The 19,651-nt window shown below is 65.9% G+C and carries 22 protein-coding genes and 1 pseudogene; 15 read left to right on the forward strand and 8 right to left on the reverse strand.

Features of this window, described 5'->3' with window-relative positions:
* The first annotated feature begins 10 nt into the window (after nucleotides 1-10).
* Genes ilvB through cimA form a run of 5 tightly spaced genes read left to right on the forward strand, consistent with a single transcriptional unit; the run spans nucleotide 11 to nucleotide 6,409 of the window.
* Entirely contained in the window at nucleotides 11-1,696 is a 1,686-nt protein-coding gene (gene ilvB / locus BVI061214_RS07970) for a biosynthetic-type acetolactate synthase large subunit (RefSeq protein WP_053767937.1), read from the forward strand.
* The gene (gene ilvN / locus BVI061214_RS07975) at nucleotides 1,693-2,205 is read left to right on the forward strand and encodes an acetolactate synthase small subunit (protein ID WP_003047862.1); all 513 of its coding nucleotides are present in this window, start codon (nucleotides 1,693-1,695) and stop codon (nucleotides 2,203-2,205) included. Before ilvB ends, ilvN begins: the two co-directional genes overlap by 4 nt.
* A complete protein-coding gene (gene ilvC / locus BVI061214_RS07980; RefSeq protein ID WP_053767938.1) occupies nucleotides 2,202-3,215 on the forward strand; it encodes a ketol-acid reductoisomerase in 1,014 nt (337 codons plus the stop codon). Before ilvN ends, ilvC begins: the two co-directional genes overlap by 4 nt.
* A 51-nt stretch (nucleotides 3,216-3,266) precedes the next feature.
* Entirely contained in the window at nucleotides 3,267-4,829 is a 1,563-nt protein-coding gene (locus BVI061214_RS07985) for a 2-isopropylmalate synthase (RefSeq protein ID WP_053768623.1), read from the forward strand.
* Nucleotides 4,829-6,409: a citramalate synthase gene (gene cimA, locus BVI061214_RS07990; protein WP_053767939.1), complete on the forward strand. Its 1,581-nt coding sequence runs from the start codon at nucleotides 4,829-4,831 to the stop codon at nucleotides 6,407-6,409. Before BVI061214_RS07985 ends, cimA begins: the two co-directional genes overlap by 1 nt.
* Here cimA and BVI061214_RS07995 read toward each other — a convergent pair.
* From BVI061214_RS07995 to BVI061214_RS08005, 3 genes are all read right to left on the reverse strand, one after another.
* Nucleotides 6,390-6,914, reverse strand: coding sequence for a Uma2 family endonuclease (locus BVI061214_RS07995; RefSeq protein WP_053767940.1), 525 nt, complete (start codon nucleotides 6,912-6,914; stop codon nucleotides 6,390-6,392). The two genes, cimA and BVI061214_RS07995, sit on opposite strands and share 20 nt — an antisense overlap.
* Nucleotides 6,915-7,006: 92 nt before the next feature.
* Nucleotides 7,007-7,783 (reverse strand): ABC transporter permease, encoded by a 777-nt coding sequence (locus BVI061214_RS08000; RefSeq protein WP_053767941.1) that lies wholly within the window; start codon nucleotides 7,781-7,783, stop codon nucleotides 7,007-7,009.
* Nucleotides 7,780-8,778, reverse strand: a complete 999-nt coding sequence (locus tag BVI061214_RS08005; protein WP_053767942.1) for an ABC transporter ATP-binding protein — start codon at nucleotides 8,776-8,778, stop codon at nucleotides 7,780-7,782. The genes BVI061214_RS08000 and BVI061214_RS08005 overlap by 4 nt, the downstream gene beginning before the upstream one ends.
* Before the next feature lie 23 nt (nucleotides 8,779-8,801).
* On the opposite strand from BVI061214_RS08005, the gene BVI061214_RS08010 reads away from it, so the two are divergent.
* A complete protein-coding gene (locus tag BVI061214_RS08010; RefSeq protein ID WP_053767943.1) occupies nucleotides 8,802-9,578 on the forward strand; it encodes an ABC transporter permease in 777 nt (258 codons plus the stop codon).
* A 79-nt stretch (nucleotides 9,579-9,657) separates the two neighbouring features.
* Here BVI061214_RS08010 and BVI061214_RS08015 read toward each other — a convergent pair whose 3' ends face one another.
* The 5 genes and pseudogenes from BVI061214_RS08015 to BVI061214_RS08030 form a co-directional block, all read right to left on the reverse strand.
* Complete coding sequence (locus BVI061214_RS08015; protein WP_248841740.1) at nucleotides 9,658-11,469, reverse strand: hypothetical protein; 1,812 nt, start codon at nucleotides 11,467-11,469, stop codon at nucleotides 9,658-9,660.
* Nucleotides 11,470-11,518: 49 nt separating this feature from the next.
* The gene (locus BVI061214_RS08020) at nucleotides 11,519-12,424 is read right to left on the reverse strand and encodes a PilW family protein (RefSeq protein WP_053767945.1); all 906 of its coding nucleotides are present in this window, start codon (nucleotides 12,422-12,424) and stop codon (nucleotides 11,519-11,521) included.
* Nucleotides 12,425-12,436: 12 nt separating this feature from the next.
* On the reverse strand, nucleotides 12,437-12,568 hold the full coding sequence (locus BVI061214_RS14050) for a hypothetical protein (protein ID WP_282953988.1): 132 nt from the start codon (nucleotides 12,566-12,568) through the stop codon (nucleotides 12,437-12,439).
* A gap of 180 nt (nucleotides 12,569-12,748) precedes the next feature.
* Nucleotides 12,749-12,808, reverse strand: a pseudogene (locus BVI061214_RS14185) (prepilin-type N-terminal cleavage/methylation domain-containing protein); the annotation flags it as partial.
* Nucleotides 12,805-13,266: a prepilin-type N-terminal cleavage/methylation domain-containing protein gene (locus BVI061214_RS08030; protein ID WP_082333136.1), complete on the reverse strand. Its 462-nt coding sequence runs from the start codon at nucleotides 13,264-13,266 to the stop codon at nucleotides 12,805-12,807. The gene BVI061214_RS08030 and the pseudogene BVI061214_RS14185, both read right to left, overlap by 4 nt.
* A 71-nt stretch (nucleotides 13,267-13,337) precedes the next feature.
* Here BVI061214_RS08030 and plsY point away from each other — a divergent pair, with 71 nt between their 5' ends.
* The 9 genes from plsY to BVI061214_RS08075 all read left to right on the forward strand — a co-directional run bounded on the left by plsY (nucleotide 13,338) and on the right by BVI061214_RS08075 (nucleotide 19,635).
* A complete protein-coding gene (gene plsY, locus BVI061214_RS08035; RefSeq protein WP_053767948.1) occupies nucleotides 13,338-13,934 on the forward strand; it encodes a glycerol-3-phosphate 1-O-acyltransferase PlsY in 597 nt (198 codons plus the stop codon).
* Between the two features lie 9 nt (nucleotides 13,935-13,943).
* Nucleotides 13,944-14,234: a nucleotidyltransferase family protein gene (locus tag BVI061214_RS08040; RefSeq protein WP_053767949.1), complete on the forward strand. Its 291-nt coding sequence runs from the start codon at nucleotides 13,944-13,946 to the stop codon at nucleotides 14,232-14,234.
* A complete protein-coding gene (locus BVI061214_RS08045; protein WP_053767950.1) occupies nucleotides 14,224-14,568 on the forward strand; it encodes a HepT-like ribonuclease domain-containing protein in 345 nt (114 codons plus the stop codon). Before BVI061214_RS08040 ends, BVI061214_RS08045 begins: the two co-directional genes overlap by 11 nt.
* Complete coding sequence (bshB1, locus tag BVI061214_RS08050) at nucleotides 14,561-15,244, forward strand: bacillithiol biosynthesis deacetylase BshB1 (protein ID WP_053767951.1); 684 nt, start codon at nucleotides 14,561-14,563, stop codon at nucleotides 15,242-15,244. The genes BVI061214_RS08045 and bshB1 overlap by 8 nt, the downstream gene beginning before the upstream one ends.
* 42 nt (nucleotides 15,245-15,286) lie before the next feature.
* The gene (argF, locus tag BVI061214_RS08055) at nucleotides 15,287-16,192 is read left to right on the forward strand and encodes an ornithine carbamoyltransferase (RefSeq protein WP_053767952.1); all 906 of its coding nucleotides are present in this window, start codon (nucleotides 15,287-15,289) and stop codon (nucleotides 16,190-16,192) included.
* A 4-nt stretch (nucleotides 16,193-16,196) separates the two neighbouring features.
* A complete protein-coding gene (locus tag BVI061214_RS08060; RefSeq protein ID WP_053767953.1) occupies nucleotides 16,197-16,715 on the forward strand; it encodes a Uma2 family endonuclease in 519 nt (172 codons plus the stop codon).
* 2 nt (nucleotides 16,716-16,717) lie between these two features.
* Nucleotides 16,718-17,755, forward strand: coding sequence for an N-acetyl-gamma-glutamyl-phosphate reductase (gene argC, locus BVI061214_RS08065; RefSeq protein WP_156303308.1), 1,038 nt, complete (start codon nucleotides 16,718-16,720; stop codon nucleotides 17,753-17,755).
* The gene (gene argJ, locus BVI061214_RS08070; RefSeq protein WP_053767955.1) at nucleotides 17,746-18,891 is read left to right on the forward strand and encodes a bifunctional glutamate N-acetyltransferase/amino-acid acetyltransferase ArgJ; all 1,146 of its coding nucleotides are present in this window, start codon (nucleotides 17,746-17,748) and stop codon (nucleotides 18,889-18,891) included. Before argC ends, argJ begins: the two co-directional genes overlap by 10 nt.
* Before the next feature lie 84 nt (nucleotides 18,892-18,975).
* Nucleotides 18,976-19,635, forward strand: coding sequence for a hypothetical protein (locus tag BVI061214_RS08075; protein ID WP_053767956.1), 660 nt, complete (start codon nucleotides 18,976-18,978; stop codon nucleotides 19,633-19,635).
* Nucleotides 19,636-19,651: the final 16 nt, after the last annotated feature.

The following is a 19,651-nucleotide window of genomic DNA, read 5'->3' on the forward strand; positions in this document are numbered from 1 at the left end:
GGAGGGGGAGATGAAGGGAGCCGAGGCACTTTTAAAGGCGCTGGAGCGGGAAGGGGTGGAGGTCATCTTCGGCCACCCGGGCGGGGCCATCATGCCCACCTACGACGCCCTCTACGATAGCCCCATACGCCACATCCTGGTGCGCCACGAGCAGGGGGGCATCCACGCCGCCACCGCCTACGCCCGGGCCTCGGGCCGGGTGGGCGTGGTCATGGCCACCTCGGGCCCCGGGGCCTTGAACCTGGTCACGGGCCTGGCCGACGCCCTGATGGACTCCACCCCGGTGGTGGCCATCACCGGCAACGTGCCCCGGGCCCTGATCGGCACCGACGCCTTCCAGGAGGCCGACGTGACCGGGGTCACCATGCCCATCACCAAGCACAACTACCTGGTCCAGGACGTCAACGAGATCCCCCGCGTCGTCAAGGAGGCCTTCCACATCGCCTCCACCGGTCGGCCGGGGCCCGTGCTCATAGACCTCCCCAAGGACGTGCAGCTCGCCGAGTTCACCGGGGAGTTTGACGTGGAGCTGGACCTCCCCGGCTACAAGCCCACCCTTCGGGGCCACCCCAAGCAGATTGAGCGGGCTTTAGACGCCTTGGAAAAGGCGGAGCGGCCCATCCTCATGGTGGGGGGCGGGGCCCAGCACGCCCACGCCGAGCTCCTGGCCTTCGCCGAGAAAACGGGCCTCCCCGTCATCACCACCCTGATGGGCCTCGGGGCCTTCCCCGGCAACCACCCCTTATGGCTTGGCATGCCGGGGATGCACGGCACCGTGGCCGCCAACCGGGCCATCCACCACGCCGACGTGATCCTGGCCATCGGCCTCCGCTTTGACGACCGGGTGACGGGCAAGGTCTCCCGCTTCGCCCCCCACGCCCACACCATCATCCACGTGGACATTGACCCGGCGGAGATCGGCAAGGTGGTGCGCACCCACATCCCCATCGTGGGGGACTCCCGTTTGGTCCTGAAGGAGATGCTGAAGGGGGCCAAGCCTCTGAGGCTGGCCGCCTGGTGGCGGGAGCTGGAGGAGTGGCGCACCCGCTACCCCCTCCGCTATAGGCCCAGGCCCCACCTCCAGGCCCCGGAGGTCATCCGCGCCTTCCACGAGGCCACCGGGGGCAACGCCATCGTCACCACCGGGGTGGGGCAGCACCAGATGTTCGCCGCCCAGTACTTCACCGTGACCCGGCCCCGGAGCTTCCTCACCAGCGGGGGTTTGGGCACCATGGGGGTGGGCCTGCCCTTCGCCATCGGGGCCCAGATCGCCAGGCCCGAGGAGCTGGTCATAGACTTTGACGGGGACGGCTCCTTCCAGATGACCCTGCAGGAGCTGGCCACGGTGGTGAAGTACCGGCTCCCCGTCAAGGTGGTCATCCTCAACAACGGCTACCTGGGGATGGTGCGGCAGTGGCAGGACCTCTTCCACGCCAAGCGCTACTCCGAGGTCTACCTGGCTGACTCCAACCCCGACTTCGCCAAGCTGGCGGAGGCCTACGGCATCAAGGGGGTGCGGGTGGAGCGCAAGGAGGACCTGAAAAAGGGCGTGGAGGCGGTCTTAAACGCCGACGGCCCGGTGGTGGCGGAGTTCAAGGTCTACCACGAGGAAGGGGTCTTCCCCATGATCCCGGCGGGTGGGGCGGCCGAGGACATGATCCTGGAGCACCCCGAAGAGGAGGAGGTGGGCGCGTGAGGCACATCATCTCGGTCTTGGTGCAGGACCACCCCCGGGTGCTGAACCGCATCACGGGCCTCTTCGCCCGGAGGGGATTCAACCTGGAGAGCCTGGCGGTGGGCACCACCCACCAGCCGGGGCTTTCCCGCATCAGCCTGGTGGTCTCTGGGGACGACCACACCCTGGAGCAGGTGGAGAAGCAGCTGAACCGGCTGGTTGAGGTCCTGAAGGTCACGGACCACACCGAGCCCCACGTGGAGCGGGAGCTTTGCCTGGTCAAGGTCCACGTGGCCGGGGTGGAGGAGCGGCTGGCGGTGAAGGACATCCAGGAGGCCTTCCGGGCCCGGGTGGTGGACGTGGCCCAGAGGAGCCTGATCCTGGAGCTCACCGGCGACTCCAAGAAGGTGGACTCCTTCATTGAGGCCCTGAGGCCTTACGGGATCCTCGAGGTCATGCGCACCGGAGCCGTGGCCATGAGCCGCGGCGAAAGGGTCCTGAAGGTCAGGGAGAAACGGGAGGCGGTATGAAGGTGTACTACGAGCACGACGCGGACCTAGGCTTTCTTTCCGGCAAGAAGGTGGCCGTTCTGGGCTTTGGCTCCCAGGGGCACGCCCACGCCCTGAACCTCAAGGACTCGGGGGTGGACGTGCGGGTGGGCCTCCGCCCCGGTTCCAGGAGCTGGGCCAAGGCGGAAGGGGCCGGGCTTCGGGTCCTCCCCACCCCTGAGGCCGTGGCCGAGGCGGACATCGTCATGGTTCTCCTGCCCGACGAGCTCCAGGCCGCGGTTTACCGCCAGGACATTGAGCCCCACCTCAAGGAGGGCGGGGCCCTGGCCTTCGCCCACGGCTTCAACATCCACTTCAGCCAGATCAAGCCCCGCAAGGACCTGGACGTGTGGATGGTGGCCCCCAAGGGCCCAGGCCACCTGGTGCGCTCGGAGTACGTCAAGGGAAGCGGGGTCCCGGCCCTGGTGGCCGTCCACCAGGACGCCTCCGGAAGCGCCTTTCCCACGGCGCTGGCCTACGCCAAGGCCATCGGGTCGGCTCGGGCCGGGGTCATCCCCACCACCTTCAAGGACGAGACGGAGACCGACCTCTTCGGGGAGCAGGCGGTCCTTTGCGGGGGCCTCACCCGGCTCATCCAGGCGGGGTTTGAGACCCTGGTGGAGGCGGGCTACCCCCCGGAGATGGCCTACTTTGAGACGGTCCACGAGGTGAAGCTGATCGTGGACCTGATCTACGAGGCGGGGCTTTCCGGCATGCGCTACTCCATCTCCAACACCGCCGAGTACGGGGACTACACCCGGGGGGACCTGAGCGTGCCCGTGGAGGAGACCAAAAGGCGCATGCGGGAGATCCTGCGCCAGATCCAGACCGGGGAGTTCGCCCGGGAGTGGATGCTGGAGAACCAGGCGGGCCAGCCCGTGCTGGAGGCGGGCCGCAAGCGGTGGAAGGCCCACCCCATTGAGGAGGTGGGCGCAAGGCTTCGGGCCATGATGCCCTTCCTGAAGGCCCGGGTGCTAGAGGAGGTAGGCTAAGGGGCGCTTTGGGGGCCCCGAAGGGGCCCCCTTGTGATTGGAGGAGGGAAGATGGAGAAGGAAAGGCACATCCGCATCTTTGACACCACGCTCCGCGACGGCGAGCAGAGCCCTGGGGTGGCGCTCTCCCTGGACCAGAAGCTGGAGATCGCCCACGCCCTGGCCCGGCTCAACGTGGACATCATTGAGGCGGGCTTCCCCGTATCGGGGCCTTTGGAGTTTGAGGCGGTGAGGCGCATCGCCGCCGAGGTCAAGGGGCCCGTCATCGCCGCCCTCGCCCGCACCCACACCCTGGACATTGACCAGGCGGCCAGGGCTCTGGAGAAGGCGGAAAAGCCCAGGATCCACGTCTTCACTTCCGCCTCCAAGATCCACCTCCAGTACATGCTGAAGAAGACCGAGGAGGAGGTCCTGGAGATGGCGGACGAGATGGTCCGCTACGCTAGGAAGTACGTGGACGACGTGGAGTTTTCCGCCCAGGACGTGATGCGGGCGGAGTGGGACTTCGTCAAGAGGCTTTACGAGGTGGCCATTGAGGCGGGGGCCACCACGGTCAACATCCCCGACACCACGGGCTACGGCACCCCCGAGGAGTACGGGGCCCTGATCCGCAGGATCCGGGATGAGGTGGTTCGGGGCCGGGACGTGGTCATCTCCACCCACACCCACGACGACCTGGGCCTGGCCACGGCCAACGCCCTGGCCGGCGTTTTGAACGGGGCCGGGCAGGTGGAGTGCACCGTAAACGGCATCGGCGAGCGGGCGGGGAACACCGCCCTGGAAGAGGTGGTCATGGCCCTCTACGTCCGCCGGGACTTCTACAAGGCCTACACCCAGATCAACACCCGGGAGATCTACCGGGTGTCCCGGCTGGTGGAGCGCTACACCGGCATGCCCGTGCCTCCCAACAAGGCCATCGTGGGGGACAACGCCTTCGCCCACGAGTCGGGCATCCACCAAGACGGGGTCCTCAAGCACCGGGGCACCTACGAGATCATGGACGCCGAGCTCATCGGCCGGAGGCCCGCCGTCCTCGTCCTCGGCAAGCACTCGGGCCGGGCCGCCTTTAGGAAGGCCCTCGAGGACCTGGGCTACAAGGACCTCACTGAGGAGCAGCTGAAGGTCCTCTTCAGCCGCTTCAAGGAGATCGCCGAGAAGAAGGGGCCTCTCTCGGCCGAGGAGCTCCAGGCCCTGGTGGAGACCGGGCTGGAGCCCGCCTCCCGCTTCTTTGAGCTCAAGCACGTCCAGTTCTTCTCCGGCTCCGGCCTCCTGCCCACGGCCACGGTGCGGGTGATGACCCCGGACGGGGAAAGGGTGGCCACCCACACCGGGGACGGGCCTGTGGACGCCGTCTACAAGGCCATTGAGGAGGCCATCGGCCTCAAGCCCGAGCTGGAGCTTTACCGGGTGGAGGCCATCACCGGCAGCACCGAGGCTTTGGGCCAGGTGACCGTGCGCCTTCGGCTTGGGGAGCTCCAGGCGGTGGGCGTGGGCGTTTCCCCGGACATCATAGAGGCCAGCGCCCTGGCCTTCCTGGACGCCGCCGGCAAGCTGGCCTCGGGCCGGGCCACCCGGCACCCGCCCTCCATTGAGGAGGTCCAGCGGGGTGTGTGATGGTGGAGATCCTGGACACCACGCTTCGCGACGGCACGCAAGGGGAGGGGATAAGCCTTTCCGTGGAGGACAAGGTGGCCATCGCCAAAAGGCTGGCCGCCTTCGGTATCCACCTCATTGAGGGGGGCTGGCCGGGCTCCAACCCCAAGGATGCCGAGTTCTTCGCCCGGATGAAGGGGGTGGACCTGGGGGAGTCCAGGCTTGCGGCCTTCGGGGCCACAAGGCGGAAGGGGCTCCTCCCCGAGGAGGACCCCTCGGTCCTGGCCCTCCTGGAGGCCGAGACCCCGGTGGTGGTCCTCTTCGGGAAGAGCTGGACCCTGCACGTGCTGGAGGCCTTGGAGACCTCCTTGGAGGAGAACCTCCGCATGGTGGAGGACACCGTGGCCTTCTTCGCCAGCCGGGGAAGGCGGGTCATTTACGACGCCGAGCACTTCTTTGATGGCTACAAGGAGGACCCCGGCTACGCCCTGGCCACCCTCGAGGCCGCCCTAAAGGGCGGGGCCGACACCCTGGTCCTCTGCGACACCAACGGGGGCACCCTCCCCGAGGAGGTCTACGCCGTGACCAAGGTGGTGGTGGAGCGCTTTCCCGGGGTGAGGGTGGGCATCCACCCCCACAACGACGCCGATCTGGCCGTGGCCAACGCCCTGGCGGCGGTAAGAGCCGGGGCCACCCACGTCCAGGGCACCATCAACGGCTACGGGGAGCGGTGTGGCAACCTGAACCTCACGAGCTTCCTCCCCAACCTGGTCTTCAAGTACCACATCCCCGCCATCCCGCCGGAGAGGCTGAGGGGCCTGAAGGAGCTTTCCCACTTCGTGGACGAGAGGGCCAACCTCACCCCCAACCGCCGCGCTCCCTACGTGGGGGAGTCGGCCTTCGCCCACAAGGCGGGGGTCCACGTCTCGGCGGTCCTCAAGAACCCCCGCACCTACGAGCACATCCCCCCGGAGTGGGTGGGGAACGGGAGGCGCTTTCTGGTCTCCGACGTCTCGGGGCGCTCCAACCTTTTGGCCAAGCTCCAGGAGCTGGGGGTGGACCTCTCCAAGGAGGAGGCCAAGCGCCTTTTGGACGAGGTGAAGGCCCTGGAGTACGAGGGCTATGCCTTTGAGGGGGCGGAGGCCAGCTTCTACGTCCTGGCCCACCGGCTGAAGGGGGGAAGCCTTCCCTTCCAGGTGGAGGGGTTCTCGGTCTTCGTCCACGGCGCCGGCCTCGCCACCGCCTGGGCCGAGGCCACGGTGCGGGTCCGGGTGGGAAAGACCCTGGAGCACACCGCTGCCGAAAGCCCCTATGGCCCGGTGTCTGCCCTGGACCGGGCCTTCCGCAAGGCGGTTTTGGGGTTTTACCCGGAGCTGGCCGACGTTGAGCTCGCCGACTACAAAGTGCGCATCCTCTCGGGCCGGGAGGCGGGCACCAACAGCGGCGTGCGGGTGATGGTGGAGATGAAGCGGGGAGGGGAGCGCTTCAGCACCGTGGGGGCCAGCGAGAACATCCTCGAGGCCTCCCTCAAGGCCCTCACCGACGGCTACGCCTACGCCCTCCTCTACCCCGTGCGCCAGGCTACGCCCAGCGCAGGCTGACCTCGGGGAGGAGGGTGGGGCTCACTTCTTCCTCGGGGGAGAGGAGCCGGATCTCCCGGTAGCGGCCGCCCCGGGGGTCCCGGTAGACCTCCAGGAGGTTCTCCTTCAGGTTCACGAGCCAGACCTCGGGGATGCCCGCCTCGGCGTAGAGGGGAAGCTTCACCTCCCGGTCAAACTCCAAGGAGGTGTCGGCCACCTCTACGAGGAGGAGGACATCTTCCGGAGCGGGGAGTTTTTCCCGGTAGCGGTCCAGGGGTGGCCTCAGAACCATGAGGTCGGGCTCGGGCTCAGAGTCCTCGGAAAGCCTCAGGGGGGACTGGACTAGGACCACCGCCTTACCTCTAAGGGTCTCCTGAAGCCTTGCGTCCAGCTGGGCTACCTTGTGCACGTGCTTGGGTCCGATGGGGCTCATCTGGTACACCTCTCCCCTCAGGAGCTCCACGTGGGGCACCCCCTGGAAGGCCCGCTCAAACTCCTCTACCCGGAAGCGGTAGCGGGTGGCCATACCCCTATTATGTCCTTTTCTCCTGCCTTACTGGCCCGGGGAAGCCCTTTTGCCGGGGCCCCCATGCTAGCGCAAGCCAGCATGGGGTGGTGTTATGCCCCCTGGCCCGAGTAGCGCTTAAGGCCAAGCCAAAAGAGGAGGCGGGCCAGGAGGAGGAAGGCCACACCCCAGAGGAGCATGATCCAAAGCCCCGGGAAAAGGGCCACCTCCTGCCCCGCCAGGAGGGCGGCGGGCAGGTAGACCAGGTAGGGGAAGGGGGTGAGGAGGGCGAGCTCCCTTAGGGGCTCGGGGAAGACCTCGAGGGGGGCGATGGTCCCCGAGAGGAAGAGGTAGAGAAGGAAGAAGACCTCCTCCACGCTGGTGGCCCGTTCCGTCCAGAAGGTGAGCATGGCCGTGGTGTACTGCATGGTGTAGCGGAGCAGGAAGGCCAGGAGGGTGAGGAGAAGGCCCAAAAGGAAGGGGCCTGGTTCGGGGGTAAAGCGGGCCTCGGGGAAGAGGTAGAAGAAGAGGAGGGTGAGGAGGACCACGAAGGGGAGCCTGGCCAGCCTCTCGGCCACGTGGGCCGCCAGGTGGTCCAAGAAGGGGTCTAGGGGGCGGAGGAGGCGGAAGGAGAGCCGGCCCTCCACCACGTCCCGCTCAAACTCCCACACCACCCAGACCACCGTGGCCTGGCGCACCAGGAAGACCATGAGGAAGTAGCGGGCGAACTCCCCCGAGGAGAGGGGGGAGCCCCCGCCCCGGGCGGCCTCGGTCCAGACCCCCATAAGGATGAGGGGAAGAAGCCCGGCCAAGGCCCAGAGAAAGAGCTCCGCCCGGTACTCCAGCATGTAGGCCAGGTAGACGGCGAGAAGGGTCTTGGCCTTCCTCATAGGGCCTCCATTGGGCTTTTGAAGACCCGGGCGATGACCTCCTCCAGAGGAGGGTCCCGCACCTCCAGGTCCTCCACGGGAAGCCTCTTGAGGATCTCGGCCACCCTTTCGGTGAGCCTCTCCCGGGGCACGAGGAGCCTCACCTCCCGCCCTTCCAGCTCCCGCACCTCGCCGAAGGGGAGGAAGGCCTCCCGGGGCAAGGGGTGCTTCAGGGTGAGCCCCACCTCCCGGTAAGGGGCGAAGCGGTCCAGGAGGCCCTCGAGGGCCCCGTCGTAGAGAAGCCTCCCCTGGTGGATGACCAGGACCCTCGGGCAGAGGGCGGCGATGTCGGCCATGTAGTGGCTGGTGAGGAGGACCGTGGCCCCATAGCGGCGGTTGTACTCGCGGATGAACTCCCGCACGGCCACCTGGGCGTTCACGTCCAGGCCCAGGGTGGGCTCGTCCAGGAAGAGCACCTCCGGGCGGTGGAGGAGGGCGGCCAAAAGCTCCGCCTTCATCCTCTCCCCCAAGGAGAGCTTCCGCACAGGTTGGTGGAGCCTTTCCGTGAGGGAAAGCATCTCGGCAAGCTCCAGGACCCGCTTCCTGAACTCGCCCTCCGGCACCTCGTAGATGGCGGCGTTCAGACGGAAGGAGTCCATGGCGGGCAGGTCCCAGATGAGCTGTTGCTTGTTGCCCATGACCAGGGTGATCTTCTTCAAGAAGGCCTTTTCCCGCCTCTGGGGCACGTGCCCGGCCACCAGGGCCCTGCCCCTCGTGGGGTGGACCAGGCCGGTCAGCATCTTCAGGGTGGTGGTCTTGCCCGCCCCGTTGGGACCCAGGAAGCCCACCACCTCCCCGGGATGTATCCGAAAGGAAACCCCTTCCACCGCTCGGATGGTGTGGTACTGGCGGCGGAAGAAGTGGCGTAGGGTGCCAAGGAGGGTCTCTTCCTTCCTGGCTACCCGGTAGTGCCGGGTGAGGTCCTCCGCTAGCACGATGGGGCTTGCGCCCGCCATGCCTCCAAGTCTACCCTGGAAAGGTGCGCTACCTTAGGGTCTTCCGCCTCTTTCTCCTCACCAGCCTGGCGGCGGAGATGGAGTACCGGGGGAACTTCCTCCTCGGGCTCCTCTCCTCCTTCCTCACCCTAGTTGGGGCCCTTTTCGGCCTCGCCCTCCTCTACCAGGGGGGGTACCGGCCGGGGGGCTGGGCCTGGGAGGAGGCCCTTTTGGTCCTCGCCGCCTTCACCCTTTTGCAGGGGCTGGCCTCCACCCTCCTGGCCCCCAACCTCAACAAGATCGTGGAGCACGTGCAGCAGGGCACCTTGGACTTCGTCCTCCTGAAGCCCATAGATCCCCAGTTCTGGCTCTCCTTGCGGGCCTTCTCCCCCTGGGGCCTGGGGGACCTCGCCCTGGGCCTTGGCCTCCTCCTCTATGGGGGGCTTCGCCTGGGGCTTTCCCCTCTGGACTTCGCCCTTTTTGCCCTTTACTTCGCCCTGGGAGCGGTGATCCTCTACAGCCTTTGGTTCCTTCTGGCCACCACCAGCATCTGGTTTGTGAAGATTTACAACGTCACCGAGGTCCTCAGGGGGCTTCTGGAAGCGGGGCGGTTTCCCGTGGGGGCTTACCCCGCCCTTTACCGGGTCTTCTTCACCTTCGTGGTGCCGGTGGCCTTTCTCACCACCGTGCCCGCCGAGGCGGCCCTCAAGAGAGGGGAAGCCCCCCTGCTTCTCGCCGGGGGGCTCGCCCTCCTCCTCTTCCTCCTGGCCCGGGGCTTCTTCCTGCTGGCCCTCAGGAGCTACACCTCAGCGAGCAGCTAGGGCAAAGTTCCCGCTATCCCTTCTACTTTCTTTTTTCTTTGCCCCGAAAGGACCTCCACCTGCGGGAAGCTTTCCCAGTCTAGGGACGCTCAAACTCTCTGAGGAAGCGCTCCTGCTTCAGGTAGACGAACCGTGGGGAGAGGGGCGGGAGTTGGCTCTGGGAGAAGCGGACATCGTAGGACCATTGGCGCCTTGGCGCCTCGTAGGTGCCGTGGAAGGTGGCGTAGCCGTTGCAGTTGTCCATACCATAGCACCACCTTCCTGCTGCCTTCCTGGGGCTACCGAGGTTGACGAAGGACCCCCTATAGGTAAAGGTCACGAACGTGCGGTTGCTCCCTGATGACCACTGCCAGGCCTCGTGGAAACGGGGGTAGTTTTCCAGGCCACCATTGTACTGACCCCTGTCTTGGCCCCCCACCCCCTCCACTCCTCCCGTGGTGTCTGTGCCCGATAGGAAGGCGGCGTTAACCTCTGTCTCGCTAGCCCGCCTCTGGGCCAGGGGTTGACGGCTCCTGTGATCGCTGTCCCAAGCGTTGGACAAGATGTTGATGGCGTCCGCCAGAAAAGCCGCCGGGATCCAGTTTTCGTTGCGGTTGAAGTCCCCTTGGATGTAGGCCGGTTGGTCGCTGACGATGGTGAGGCCACGGGGACGGGGAGCGCCCGGTATAGACGAACCGATGTAGGCCCCATTTCGGATGCGCACCCCATAACCGTTCCCTCGGGCACGGCTGTTTGGCCCGTGGACGGTCAGGTGGAAGACCAGACCCCCGTAGGTGGCATCATCGAGCCTCACCCCCCCTCCCAAGAGGTTACGGAGGTGGACACAATCCAGGAGGGCTCGGAGGTCTACCTCCAGCATCTGGATTGCCTTCCCCTCCCGGTTGTCAAAGAAGGTGTTGCTGTAGCCCACGGCCCTCCCGGGGGGACCCCCGATGGTTCCGGGGCAGACGTTTAGATCTGAGGTGGCAAAGAAATCCACATTCCCGTCCTGGCGGACAACCTCTACGGTGGGCGGGTTGTTAAAGAGGTTTAGCCTGAGGCGCAGGTGCGCTTGGGAAAAATACGTCCTCCCAGGATCGGGGTCCAGCTCTTCTGGGGCCGGAACGGTGACCCGGTTTACCCCCACCTGGATGCGGCCCCCCCATGGGGCCACCTCGCTTTGGCTGTAGGCCCGTCGAGTTCCGCCTTGGCACTGCAAGCGGCGGTAAACTCCGTCAGCTCCGCGAATTTCAACAATGCCAGTAGTGTCAGTTTCTCTGCAAACGTTTTCGTCCTTCCTGCCGCGGAAAAGTCTACCTGCGGTGCTCGTTTGGCCTTCAATGGTTAGGATTTCTCCGGGTCCTAAGTATAAGTCCCCGTTGGTGTGAACCCGACCGTTCAAGGTCATGGGAGGACCAGGGTTGATCTCCAGGTCCTTGTCGTAAAAGGCGGCGAACTGGAACACGGGAACTAGGCGGCTCTTGAAGACCATCTCCAGTATTGCCTCAGTCCGGCCGTCGGGGCCGATGGCTTCGGAGAAGAGGGAGTAACGGTACTCCTGAGCCTCCAGGTTCCCAAAGAGCTCTCCGGGTGGGATCCGCACGGTTTGCGGGTTACCAGGAGGCTCCACCATATAGGTGCGCACCGTCCGCCCGGATATGGTGTAGGTCTTGCAGGCAAAATCCCCGGAACCTTGGTTGCTCCCCTGGCAGCGGTTGTTCCCTGAGGGGCTGGTTCCCGAGGGCCTCCCGTAGCCTAGAAACCTGGCCCGGACCTCTTCGGCCCTGAGGTTCAGCCCCGCTTCGGCGGCGTAAAACCCCGTGGTCTGCCGCACACTGGCCTGGGTGGCCCCGAGCTCAATCCGCGTCAGGGTGAAGTAGGCGGTGAGCAGGGACATGAGGACCACCAGCATGATGAGCACGGTCACCAGGGCAAAACCCTTCCTCATCCCATCCTCCTCTCTAGTGGGAGAAGACGTTTCGCGGGACCGCCCGGGTGGACGGCGCCCGCTCCACGTTGCCTAACCGGCTTCTCACAGTCACCTCCACGTACTCCAGAGAGGTCCAGCTCACCCCAGGGGGAGGGAAGTCGGTGTAGGTGCTGTTCCCGGCTCTGGCCTTGATCTGTAAGCCGACCACGTCCCCGACCAGACCCCTGCCCCCTCCCCCGTTCTCGGCCAGGTTCAGGACGGTTCCCGAAAGGAAGTAACGCCTTTCCTCAAGTATGTAGAGCCTGGACAGGGGACCATAGCTGTTCTGCCAGCGGTCTCGGTTGCCTTTATGGATATGCACTCCGGACCTGTCTTCGCCGTCGTAATCAAACCACTCCCCTCTGCCTCTGCCCGTGCTCGGGTCGTGGATGTAAACCCGGACCACCTCCCTGCGGTTGCCTGTCTGGCAGGCGGGATCCCCGTCCAGGCCGCAACGGTAGTTCCTCCAGGCGTCTATCCGGTCGTCAAATCCGTTTCCGTCTTCATCGCGGAACCGACAAGCTTCGATGTATTCCGTGGAGGCGTTCCGCGGAGGATTCCTATCGGCCACCGGGATGTTGTCCTGGTTGCCGCTTATACCGTTCCTGTCGCATAGGCTCAACACAACGTCAAAGAGGTTCCTCCGCAACACCAATTCTGTGCCGTTCCTTACCTCCACCGCCGGGAAGTCCAGGGGCAGCCTTTCCCCCGCCTGGCGCAGGTCGGCGACCAGAATGTCCAGCGCGGCCCGCAGGTTTTGATTGGCCGCAGTACGGTTCTGGTCCAGCGCATAGAGCCCCCTCTGCCCCAGGGTGGTGCTGAGGATGACTCCCAGAAGCAGGCTTGCGATGCCCAGGGCTACCAGGATCTCCACCAGCGTAAAGCCTCCTCTCCTCATTCCGGCACCTCCTTACCGCAACTGGGTGAAGACCGTCTCCACCCGATAGACCGGCTGGTCCTCGTTGCCCAAAAAGACCTGGACCGTGATGTGGCGGGCCCCCCGGCCGCAAAGCCGCCGGTTTTGGCAGTAGCAGGTCTCCACCTTGAAGCTTCGGCCGGACCGCGTGACGGCACGTTCACTGCACCCTTGAGAAGGCAGGCTCTGGGGGTTGAGGAGCCTCAGGCCTTCTAGTGTTTCCTGGGCCACGGTTACGGCCGCGCTGCGGACCTCGGATCGGGTGTTCACCTGGAGGTAGGTGATGAAACCGCCTAGAATAGGCCCCAGCAAGGCAAGGATAGCCAGGGCTACCAGAACCTCCACTAGAGTCAGGCCTTTTCTCATTGCCGTACCACCCCCCCTCCCAGGAAGAGTCTTAGGGTCGCCTGTCTGCCTTGACGGTCGGTGAAGCGGTAGTACGGATCCCCGGAGTGGCTGCTAGCGTTCAGCAGGACCATAAGACCCCGGCTGTTGAAGCAGGGCACACCCCCTTGGGGCGTGAAGGTCACGGCGACCTCAGGCGGGATTTCCACCTGAAGCGCGAGATCCTCAGTGAAGGAGGTACTCCGACAGGTGGAGGCGTAGGCAGCTTTTAGCCGATTTCCCTCGAGGGTGATGCGGTATGCGGAGGTAGTGGCCATGGCCTTGGAGCGTACCTGCTTCACGAATCCTTCGGTTCGGGAAAGCGCATCCTGCAGGGGGTTATAAAAGGGACGGACATTCAGGGCCATAATGCCGGAGGCAACGGCTAGAACGGCCAGGACCACCACCAGCTCTACCAAGGTTAGGCCTTTTGGTATCATCTCGCATAGGATAGCAAGGGGGCATGGGACATCGGTATCCCCCAAATGGGGGGGTAGAATGGCCTGACGTGATGGGGGCGCTCCTGGTATTGCTCCTGGCCTACCTTTTCGGATCTATCCCCGCTGGGGTCCTGGTGGCCAGGACCTACGGCGTGGACATCCGCAAGGTGGGCTCGGGGAACATCGGGGCCACCAACGTCCTCCGGGCGCTTGGGTGGGGACCCGCTTTGGTGGTGGCCTTCTTTGACGTCTTCAAGGGGGGCATCGCCGTGCTCATTGCCCGGGCCCTGGGGCTAGCGGACTGGCTTCTAGGCGGCGTGGCCCTCATGGCGGTCCTGGGGCATAACTACTCGGTTTTCCTGGGCTTCAAGGGGGGAAAGGGGGTGGCCACCAGCTTCGGCACCCTCCTCTTCCTGGACCCATTCCTGGCCCTCTGGACCTTCCCCATCGGGGTCAGCGTGATGCTCATCACCCGCTATGTGTCGGCGGGGAGCCTGGCCGGGGGGGTGGCCGCCTTCGTCCTCTCCCTGGCCCTGAGCCGGCCCCCTTGGGAGGTGGCCACGGTCTTCCTCATGGCGGCCCTCATCTTCTGGACCCATCGGGAAAACCTCAAGCGCCTCCAGGAGGGGACGGAAAGGCGCTTGGGGGAGCGGGTGGAGGTGCGCTAGACTGGAGGCGTGCGGAAGGAGGAGGTCTTGGCCCTGCTTCGCTCCCGCTGGCCCGAGCTTTGCGCCTTAGGGGTGGAGGAACTTTACCTCTTTGGCTCGGTAGCCCGGGGTGAGGCCACATCCGGGAGCGACGTGGACCTTCTGGTGGTGTTTGCTTCTCCCCCCGGTTTTGAGGGCTACTGGCGGGTAAAGGAGTTTTTGGAATCCGTTCTGGGAAAACCCGTGGACTTGGTGATGAAGGGGGCTTTGAAGCCATGGGCGGCTCCTCAGGTGTTGAGGGAGGCCGTTCGTGTCGCGTAGTTATCGGCTTTTCCTGCGGGACATGTGGGAAGCCTCCGAGAAAATCCTGCGCTACACCCGAGGGTTAGACTTTGGCGGCTTTGTGCAGAACGAACTGGTCTATGACGCCGTACTTCGCAACCTGGAGGTTTTGGGCGAAGCCGCCAAGAAGGTGCCCGAGGACGTGCGGAACCGGTACCCTTGGGTAGAGTGGCGGGCCATCGCCGGGCTGAGGGACGTTTTGGCCCACGCCTACTTTGCCTTGGACGACGCTACCCTTTGGGATATCGTGGCCCAAAAGGTGCCTGCGCTTGCGGAAGCCCTTCGGCAGATTTTGGAGGAAGAGGATGCTTGACCTCCTGGTCCTCGCTCCCCACCCCGATGACGGAGAGCTGGGGTGTGGGGGGACGCTGGCCCGGGCCAAGGCGGAGGGGCTTTCCACGGGGATTCTGGACCTGACCCGGGGGGAGATGGGCACCAAGGGCACCCCGGAGGAGAGGGAAAAGGAGGTGGCCGAGGCGAGCCGGATCTTGGGCCTGGATTTTCGGGGAAACCTCGGGCTTCCCGACGGGGGGCTTGCCGACATCCCCGAGCAGAGGCTCCTTCTGGCGGGGGCCCTGAGGCGGCTCAGGCCCCGGATCGTCCTTGCCCCCCTCGAGGCCGACCGCCACCCCGACCACACCGCCGCCGCCCGCCTGGCCGTGGCCGCGGTCCACCTGGCCGCCCTCCCCAAGGCTCCCCTGGAGGGTAGGCCCCACCGGGTGGAGAGGCTTTTCTTCTACCCCGGCAACCACCCCTTCACCCCCAGCTTCCTGGTGAAGATCTCCGCCTTCATAGACCAGTGGGAGCGGGCGGTCTTGGCCTATAGGAGCCAGTTTTCCGGGGAGGCCGCGAGCGAGACCGTGGGGCCCAAGGGGGTGGAGGCCCGCAAAGCCATGCGGCGCTACTTCGGGAACTACCTGGGGGTGGACTACGCCGAGCCCTTCATAAGCCCCCTTCCCATCCTCCACGTGCCCTGGGCCCGCTCCTAGGGGTTGCATAAGTTTGCAGGCCTGCGCTATGCTGTAGGCCTCATGGGGGGAGAGACCCTGACCTTACCCAAGGACCTTTTGGACTTCTCCGGCTACACCAAGGAGGCGCTAAAGCGCCTTCTGGACCTGGCGGAGGCCCTCAAGCGGGAGCGCTACCGGGGGGAGGACCTGAAGGGGAAGTCCCTGGCCCTCCTCTTTGAGAAGCCCTCCCTGCGCACCCGGACCACCCTCGAGGTGGCCATGGTCCACCTGGGGGGGCACGCCCTTTACCTGGACCAGAAGCAGGTGGGCATCGGCGAGCGGGAGCCCGTGCGGGACATCGCCAAGAACCTGGAGCGCTTCGTGGAGGGCATCGCCGCCCGCGTCTACCGGCACCGCACGGTGGAGGAGCTGGCCCGCCACGCCCGGATTCCCGTCATCAACGCCCTTTCCGACAGGGCCCATCCCCTGCAGGCCCTGGCTGACCTCCTCACCCTGAAGGAGGCCTTTGGGGGGCTGGAGGGCCTCGAGGTGGCCTGGGTGGGGGACGGCAACAACGTCCTGGCCTCCCTCCTGGAGGTGGCCCCCCTGGTGGGCCTGAAGGTGCGGGTGGCCACCCCCAGGGGCTATGAGCCCGAGGCGGCGCTTCTGGCCCGGGCCGGGGCCTTCCTCACCCACGACCCCAAGGAGGCCGTCCTGGGGGCCCACGCCCTTTACACCGACGTCTGGACCAGCATGGGCCAGGAGGCGGAGCGGGAAAAGCGCCTGAGGGACTTTCAGGGCTTCCAGGCCAATGGGCCCCTTCTGGACCTCCTCCACCCCGAGGGTATCTTCCTCCACTGCCTTCCCGCCCACTACGGGGAGGAGACCACGGAGGAGGCGGTCTTTGGACCCCGGAGCCGGGTCTTTGACCAGGCGGAAAACCGCCTCCACACCGCCAAGGCCGTCCTCCTCACCCTGCTAAAGTAGGGGTATGGTCCGGCCCTACCGCTTCCGCCTGGAGGAGTTCTTCCGCCTTCCCCTGCCGGAGCGGGGGGTGGAGCTCCTGAAAGGGGAGATCTACCAGATGGCCCCGATAGGTCCCCGCCACGCCTACACCGTGAACCGCTGGAACCGGGTTTTGCAGGAAGCGTTTCCCCAACTTCTCGTTCAGGTGCAGGGCCCCCTGGTTTTGCCGCCCGACACCTACCTGGAGCCCGATCTTCTCCTCCTCAAACCGGCAGATTACAGCCGTCGTCTTCCCGAGCCTGAAGACGCCTATCTGGCCGTGGAGGTGGCCGAGTCCAGCCTGGACTATGACCTAAACAAAAAGCTTCCCCTCTACGCCCAAGGCGGTGTGCCCGAGGTCTGGGTCCAGGACCTTCTGGGCGGGCGGCTTCTCCTTTTCCGCACCCCTGAGGGGGACCACTACCGGGAGCAGATCTGGGTCAAGCCCGGGGAGCGGGTGGCTCCCCTGGCCTTTCCCGAGGTCCCTTTGGAGGTGCCGTGGTAAGGGTGGGCATCCTGGGGGCTTCGGGCTACGGGGGGGCGGAGCTCATCCGCCTCCTCAAGGGGCACCCGGAGGTGGAGCTCGTGGGCTTTTCTAGCCGCAAGCACGTGGGCAAGCCCCTGGAGGCGGCCTGGCCCCAGCTTTGGGACGGGGCCCTCTTCGCCCCCCAGGAAGAGGTCCTGGAGCGGGCGGAGGTGGTCTTCCTGGCCCTGCCCAACGGGCTTTCCATGGAGATCGCCCCCCTGGCCCTGAGGGAAGGCAAAAGGGTCGTGGACCTCTCCGGGGACTTCCGCCTTCCCCCCGAGGTCTACGGGGCCTGGTATGGCATTCCCCACAAAAGCCCCGAGCTTTATAAGGAGGCGGTCTACGGCCTGCCCGAGCTCCACCGGGAGGAGGTACGGGGGGCCAGGCTCGTGGCCAACCCGGGGTGCTACGTGACCGCCGCCACCCTGGCCCTGGCCCCCCTGGCGGCGGCGGGGGCCCTGAAGGGGGGCTTCCTGGTGGGCCTGAGCGGGGTCTCGGGGGCGGGGAGGGAAGGGGAGGGCACCTTCTTCGCCGAGGTCAACGAGAACCTGAAGCCCTACCGGGCGGGGGGAACCCACCGCCACATCCCCGAGATGGAGGCCAACCTGGGGAGGGTGCTGGCCCAGGGGCGCTGGCCCAGGACCCACGGCCCCAGGGCGGAGCTTCGCTTGAGCTTCACCCCCCACCTGGTGCCCATGACCCGGGGGATTCTCGTCACGGCGGAGGCGGAGGTGGAGGGGCACTGGGACCAGGCCCGCCTCGAGGGCCTCTACTTGGAGTTTTACCAGGGTGAGCCCTTCGTGCGCCTCCTTTCGGACCTGCCCCAGACAAAGGCCACCTACGCTTCCAACCGGGTGGACCTGAGGCCCCTTTACGAGGCCCGCACCGGGCGGGTCCTGGTCTTCGCCGCCTTGGACAACCTGGTGAAGGGCATGGCGGGCCAGGCGGTACAGAACCTGAACCTGATGCTGGGCCTCCCTGAGGACCTGGCCCTGCCCAAGGAGGGCCTATGGCCGTGAACCTTCCGAGAGGTTTTCGCGCGGGTGCGGTGCGGGCGGGCATCAAGCCCTCGGGCAAGCCGGATTTGGCCCTTCTGGCCTCGGGGCTTCCCGCCAGCTGGGCCTACGCCGCCACCCAGAACCGGGCCGCCGCCCCCTCTATCCACCGGGGGCGGGCCCTTTACGCCCAGGGAGGCCCCTTGCGGGCGGTGGTGGTCAACGCCGGGAACGCCAACTGCGCCACGGGGGAGCGGGGTTTTAGGGACGACCTCCTCATGGCTGAGCTGGCGGCCAGGAGGCTCGGGGTTCCGGTGGAAGAGGTCCTCACCGCCTCCACCGGGGTCATCGGCGTGCCCCTGCCGGTGGAGAAGATAGAGGCCTCGTTGCCCCAAATCGCCCTCACCCCCACGGTGGAGGCCTTCGCCGAGGCCATCCTGACCACGGACCTGGTGGTCAAGGTGGCCGAGAGGGAGGTGGCGGGGGCCAGGATCGTGGGCGTGGCCAAGGGGAGCGGCATGATCCACCCCAACATGGCCACCATGCTGGCCTTTCTGGTCACCGACGCCAAGGTACCCCAGGAGGCCCTGCGGGCCTCCTGGAGGGGGGTGGTGGACCGCACCTTCAACCAGGTGACCGTGGACGGGGACACCTCCACCAACGACCTGGCCCTGCTCATGGCCAACGGGGCCTACGGGGAGGTGCCCCTGGGGCCCTTCTTTGAGGCCGTGGAGGAGGTGGCCCGGGAGCTTGCCCGCAAGATCGCCCGGGACGGGGAGGGGGCCACCAAGCTCATGACCGTGCGGGTCCAGGGCGCGGCCACGGAGGAGGAGGCCCGGCGGGCGGCCAGGGCCGTGGCGGCCAGCGCCCTCTGGAAGAGCGCCCTCTACGGCAACGACCCCAACTGGGGCCGCATTCTGGCCGCCCTCGGCAACTCCGGGGCTCGGTTTGACCCCCTGAAGGTGGAGATCCGCCTGCAGGGGATCCCCCTCTACCGGGGCGGGGCCCTGCCCTTTGACCGGGAAAGGGCCAGCCAGGCCATGCGGGCCGAGGAGGTGGAGGTCTTCGCCGACCTGGGGGAGGGGCCCTATAGCGCCGAGGCCTTCGGGTGCGACCTCACCGAGGGCTACGTCAGGATCAACGCCCTTTACACCACGTGATTTTTCCCGCTTCGCCCTTGACAAAGTTTTGTTTCCATGTTAGGTTTCTAGGTGTGGGTCTTGAGCCCACGCAAGGGGGTTGAGATGAAGAGGGCTCTAGTCGGACTCTTGGCCTTTTTGGGTGCTCTTGGTATGGCGCAGAAGTTCAGCTTGGAGGCTAGCGCAGGCTATATATACAGCGGCCTCGGCGGTCAGCTGGCGGTGGTGGCCGAGGACCTCGCGCCTGGCCTTCCCCTGGCGGTGCGCCTCGGCCTGGGCTTCGCCACCAGCGATGCGCTGGATGACAACTATGTCATTGACCAAAATACAGGGACCACTTGGGGAAATGTCAAAAGCGCCGGTAACCTTACCGAGTGGGGCCAGAACATCACCCTGAGCCTGGATGTCCTCTACAAGCTTCCCGCCCAGGGGCTCCCCGTTTCCCTGGCCCCATACTTGGGCCTTCGCTACAACATGTTTGAGGGCGGTGCCTACAATAACAGTGGCTGGCTCAAGGTCTCTTCCAACGCCTTTGGCTTCGGTGGGGGGATTAGGGCGGCCTATGCCGTGATCCCCAATCTGGATGTGGTGGCTGATCTGGGAGCAGACTACTATCTGCAGAGCTGCCTTACGGGTAGCTCTTCTGGTGGGCCTACCACCACCACTTGCCCTGGTGACTCTAGTTACGCAAACGATAATGCTTTTGTCACCCAGCCCGACGGTTTTGTCTTCAGGGTTCGCCTGGGCGCTGCTTACCGGTTCTAGGTCCTAGGGGTGCGCT

The organism is Thermus aquaticus (genome assembly GCF_001280255.1).
Lineage (GTDB): Bacteria > Deinococcota > Deinococci > Deinococcales > Thermaceae > Thermus > Thermus aquaticus.